2 protein-coding genes and 3 pseudogenes are annotated in these 5,792 nt (G+C 27.0%); 3 read left to right on the top strand and 2 right to left on the bottom strand.

Annotated elements, in window-relative coordinates; genetic code table 11:
- Positions 1–35: 35 nt before the first annotated feature.
- A pseudogene (locus BN1173_RS03280) lies at positions 36–560 on the top strand (ABC transporter permease); the annotation flags it as partial.
- Positions 561–577: 17 nt separating this feature from the next.
- Positions 578–1,629, top strand: a pseudogene (locus tag BN1173_RS03275) (ABC transporter substrate-binding protein).
- A gap of 31 nt (positions 1,630–1,660) precedes the next feature.
- Here the strand turns inward: BN1173_RS03275 and BN1173_RS03270 are convergent.
- Positions 1,661–2,986, bottom strand: a complete 1,326-nt coding sequence (locus tag BN1173_RS03270; RefSeq protein WP_012538379.1) for a Na+/H+ antiporter NhaC family protein — start codon at positions 2,984–2,986, stop codon at positions 1,661–1,663.
- A 915-nt stretch (positions 2,987–3,901) separates the two neighbouring features.
- Positions 3,902–5,335, bottom strand: a complete 1,434-nt coding sequence (gene zwf, locus BN1173_RS03265; protein WP_014696466.1) for a glucose-6-phosphate dehydrogenase — start codon at positions 5,333–5,335, stop codon at positions 3,902–3,904.
- Positions 5,336–5,505: 170 nt separating this feature from the next.
- Between zwf and BN1173_RS04645 the strand changes: the two are divergent.
- Positions 5,506–5,792 (top strand): annotated as a pseudogene (locus BN1173_RS04645) (nicotinate phosphoribosyltransferase); the annotation flags it as partial.

Genomic DNA, 5,792 nt, shown 5'->3' with positions numbered 1-5,792 from the left:
AATTAATAGTTCACATTCTCTCTCCCCTCTAAATTAAAAAAATAAAAACTATACTCCTATCAATAAATAAAATACCAATAATTAATCCTGACATTGTAACAGGAATTAGTTTAATGACATTTTATTCTTTAATCAAAATACAACTAGGATTCTCTACAATGTTAATGTCACATATAATCTTTTCAACACCTTATATAATAATAATAATTCTACCCAAGCTATATTCTCTCTCAGACAATATCATTGATGCAGCTCGTGACTTAGGAGCATCAGAAACCCAAATTTTTACAAACATAATACTCCCAGAAATACTTGGAAGTATAGCAACAGGGGGACTTATTGCATTTACGTTATCAGTTGATGATTTTTTAATATCATTTTTTACAACAGGGCAAGGATTTAATAATTTATCAATATTAATAAATTCTTTAACTAAAAGAGGAATCAAACCCATAATTAATGCCATTTCCTCCATACTATTTTTCGTAATACTTAGTCTTTTATTCATTATCAATAAATGCGTAGGAATTAAAAAATTAACGGTAGATACAGAAATTTAATTAAAAGGAGTTTGATTTTGAAAAAAGTTTTAATACTTATAATAATTTTAATTATTGTGTCTTGTTCCTCACAAAAAAAACAAAATGTTCTAAATATCCTTAACTGGGCAGAATATATTGATGAAAATTTATTAGCTCAATTTGAAAAAGAACATAATGTAAAAATAAATTATGACTGTTTCAACAATACGGAAGAAATGATGGCAAAATTTAATAGCACAAAAAATTATTATGACATCATAGTTCCATCAGAATATCTTATTGGCGATTTAAGAGATGAAAACAAAATTGAACTTTTAGATCATTCAAAACTACGCAAATGTAAAAAAAATTATATGTAGATTACTTAAAAAACCTAGAATATGACCCTGGAAACCTTTATTCCGTGCCTATTTTTTGGGGAGTACTAGGAATACTTTATCATAAAAATAAAATTGATATAAATGATATGAATGAATTTGATATATTATTTAATGAAAAATATAAAAAAGAAATTGCAATGTTAGATTCTCCAAAAGAAAATATCGGGGTTGCACTTAAAAAACTTGGTTATTCATTAAATGAGCACAGCATACCTATCATAAAAGAAGCTGAAAAACTATTAAAAAACCAAGTCTCCTTAGTAGTAGGCTATTTCTCAGATATTGCTGCAAAATCACTAATGCTAAACGGTGAAGCATCTATTCAACTAACATGGGGCGGAGAAGCCATAGATGCTATGCTTAAAGATCCAAATTTAGATTTTTACACACCTAATAGTACAAACCTTTGGTTTGATGTCCTTGCAATTCCATCAGACGCACCCAACAAAGAGCTTGCTTATAAATTCATAAATTTTCTTTATGAAAACAAAGCATCTTATGCTAACTTTGAAGAAACAAAATATAATTCTCCAAATAAAAATGTTCTTAAAAGACTAAAATCAGAAGCAACAAATAAACCTGAAATGAAGCTATATTTGGATGATAGATTTGTTCCAAAAAATTTTTCAAAACATGAAGTATTTAAAAGAATACCTAAAAAAGTGAAAGAAGAACAAATGAGAATATATGTAGAAATATCATCTTAACATAGGCACTTTAAAAAAGTGCCTATTAAATTTAAAAACTGATTTTTTTCAATTTAAAAAAGGCTATAGAAAAAATAATAATAATACCTAAAAAAACCTGATAAAACAAAAATGGCATAATATCAAGTGGAGATATGGCTCCCTTTGCAATATTCATAACACTTATCATATGCATTCCATATGGCAACGCACCAATTAATGCACAAGAAGAAATTGAAAGCAATGCTGCACAACGTTTAGGGCAAACAGAATTGGCCTCAGATATTCCCTTAGTAACAGTCCCATTAACTAAAATTGCAAGACCACTATTTGATAAAAATCCTGTTACCATAATTATTAAAAAAGTAATTGTAAATTCAGCACTTCTTCTACATCTAGCTAAATATTTTAATTTGGTTAAAATCCACTCAAAACCTCCATGATTAATAGTCATATAAGAAATTCCACCTGTAAAAATAACAATAATAAGCATCTCACTTAAGTCCAAAAGTCCCTCATTAATCTTTTGAGCCATTAAAAGCAAAGTTAAATCACCATTAACAATACCAATAAATCCAGCAATCAATATTCCAAAAAATAAAACTAAAAAAACATCTACTCCTAAGAATGCAAAAATCATAACAAAAAGATAAGGAATTACTTTAAAATAATTTATATCACCAAGTTCAAACTCAGCACCAATACCACTCATATAAGAACCTAAAATAGCAAATGCTACGGTTGATAAAATAGATGCAGGAAATGTAAAAAAAGCACCATTTCTAAAAACATCTATAATTTTGACTCCCTGGGTACGACTTGCAATAATAGTTGTATCTGAGATTAAAGACATACTATCACCAAAAGCACCACCTCCAAGAACAGCTCCTGCAACCACTGGCAATGGAATGCCGCTCTTATCCGCTATCTCAAATCCAATTGGGGTAATAGCAACAACAGTTCCAAGAAAACTACCTGTTGCTGTAGAGAGGAAAAGACATATTAAAAATATTCCAGCTACTAATAAATTGGCAGGTATATATTTAAGACCAATATTTGCCACAGTTTCAACGCTACCTATTTCTTTACAAACAGCAGAAAAAGCACCTGAAATCATAAAGATAAAAGATATAAATATAATATCATTCTGTGCACACCCTTCAACAAATTCATTCAATTTATCTATAAATGAACCTTTAAATAAAAGAAATGCCGTGACAACAGCTAATAACATAGCAATTATTGGTGGCATTTGATAAAAAGCCATCTCTACACCTTGAATCTCTAAAACTATTCCTGTTCCTACATACACAACAATAAAAACAAGAAAAGGAACAAGCCCAAAAAAGTTTGGTTTTATATGACTATCTGTGTTCATTTTAACCCCCTATATAATCCACAAATTGATGTAAATTACTATTTAGATCTCTTTCTTTTTTAATTTTAAGAAATCTCAATAAATTTAATTTTTAGTAAAAAATCAAAAAATATCTTTATCTATCTCAAAATAAACTATAAGTAAAATCATAAAAACAATTAATAAATAAAAACTATAATTACCTAATAAAAATTTGAGACCTGTAAAATGCAAATAAACACTTCTTAGAAAGAATAACTCATATCAATAAGAAATATTATCAATAAATATCACCTTGTCTTCTTACTACAAACATGTTAACAAATAAGAAAATATTATCTCACTATAACAAAACAAAATGATCATTATACAAACCTTGTCAAGTCACCATCCCATCCTCAATCTTAACAATTTACTCTAACCATTTATTTATTCATCATAATAAAAGTGTGCCCTTCAATAACATCTAGATCATAACTCAGACTTACAACGTTTCCTCTAGCTATTTGAATAAGCTTGCATAAGATATAAAGGATCACAAATCTATATCAAATTTCAATATATCTATAAATATTTCCCTGCAATATCTCCCATCCAAGAAAAAGTAAAACAAATAATTCAAACATGAATAAAAACAATTCATATGAAATTAATATATACCTTAAGATTAAAAATATTAAAGAATTACAATAATACCCATTTTGATAAAGAATCAAAATTTAACAAAACTACACCTAACTTCATAATCAATAAACCCTAATAAAATCCTAAAAACAAATAATCAACTCTAGATATATATTTCTAATATTATAGCATAAAACAAATATTAATGGCCTTTAATTAAAAAATTAATATTAAATCTAAAAATTATTGCTATAGAGAGATTTAACTAATCATATAAAATTATTACTTCAAGATAGTAAATTCCATATATAATTACATTTTACGCCAAAAATGATCCTTTTCTAATATCAAATTGGCTTCAATTGGTCCTTCAGATCCATAAAAATAATTCATATTCTCTATATTCCCCCATTTATCAAGAATATCTGATACAAATTCCCAAGAACTATCAATCTCATCGTTACGAGCGTACAAAGTTCTATCACCTAAAAAGGCATCAAAAAGTAATCTCTCATAAGACTCACCAAAAAATTTATTAAATGAAGCATGATAAGAAAATTCCATATTAGCTTCTTGAATCTCATAATTATAACCTGGTTTTTTAGTATTAAATTTAATTTCAATTCCATCTCTCGGTTGTATTCTAAAAACCAAAGCATTTGCAAGATTAGCTAGTCCAGCATTAAAAATAGTGAAATCAGGCTTTTTAAACTGAATATATATCTCTGAAAATTTTCTAACAAGTGCTTTTCCTGTTCTAATATAAAAAGGAACACCAGACCAACGCCAATTATCAATAAATAATTTCATAGCCAAATAGGTTTCCGTATCTGAATTACACAAAAAATTAGCTTCTTTCCTATATCCCTTTCTAGAAACACCTTGTACTTTAGAACACACATATTGACCTTTAATAATATTATCTTTCATAGTATCTTGATTAAACTTTCTTAAACTTTTCAAAACTTTAACCTTTTCATCATGAATAAAATCAGCATTAAACCCAATAGGGGGTTCCATAGCAATAAGACTTAAGAGCTGCAAAATATGATTTTGAACCATATCCCTTAATGCTCCAACAGAATCATAATATTCAGCCCTACCATCAATACCAATTTCTTCTGCTACTGTAATTTGAACAAAATCTACATAACGATTATTCCAAATATTCTCAAAAATAGAATTCCCAAATCTAAATGTAAAAATATTCTGAACTGTTTCTTTCCCTAAATAATGATCTATTCTATAAATTTGCTCTTCTTTAAATACAGAATAGAGAAGAGAATTTAAAAACCTAGCAGTATCAAGATCACTGCCAAAAGGTTTCTCAAGAATAATCTTAGATAAATATGAAGTATCATCACATAAATACAACTTTAAATTTTCAATTATCGATTCATAAAATTCAGGAGATGTTGCAAGATAATATATTTTCTCTCTATTACTCAAAAGAGATAATAATTTCAAATAAGCATTTTTATCTCTAAAATCTCCTGATAAATAAATAACAAATTGTAAAAAATTATCAACCAAAGCAGTAAACTCTTCTTGCCACAAAGCGTCCTTAATATAATTTTTAAGTTCTTCATCGGTAAAATTTTTGCGTGCAAATCCAATAATTCTAAAATTACTAATATAACCATCTTTATATAAATTAAAAAGCGAAGGAATAAGTTTTTTTCTAGCCAAATTACCAGTAACACCAAAAATTACAACATCAAAATTAGATACATTCTTTCCACTCATAAAACAGCTCCAACAAGTAATTATACTATTATTGCTATATTAAAAACCATTTAAATAATCCCATTTTAGATACTAATAGTTTATTTACTTTTAATCCAACCAAAAAGTTGATTAAAATAGACAGTATAAAACACACAAATCAAATATCTCTTGGTGTATAATGTAAAACAATGAATAATTTATCACTCTTTACAGACTTTTATGAACTATCAATGATGAATGCTTACTTTACAAAAAGTATCAATCCAAAAGCAAAATTTGAAATGTTTTTCAGAAAAACACCATTTAATAATGGATATATAATTCTATCAGGAATCCACACACTAATTAATATCTTAAAAGAATTACACTTTAACAAAGAAGAGATTGAATACCTAGAAAGCCTTAACTATNNNNATGAAAAAATTTATTGTAAAATCTTGACATTTAAATTAAATAGTATTATATATTATTTAAT

This window comes from Borrelia crocidurae (assembly GCF_000825665.2).
Classification (GTDB): domain Bacteria; phylum Spirochaetota; class Spirochaetia; order Borreliales; family Borreliaceae; genus Borrelia; species Borrelia duttonii.
The sequence above is the reverse complement of the archived record's forward strand: the minus strand, read 5'-3'. Positions and strand labels throughout refer to the sequence as shown.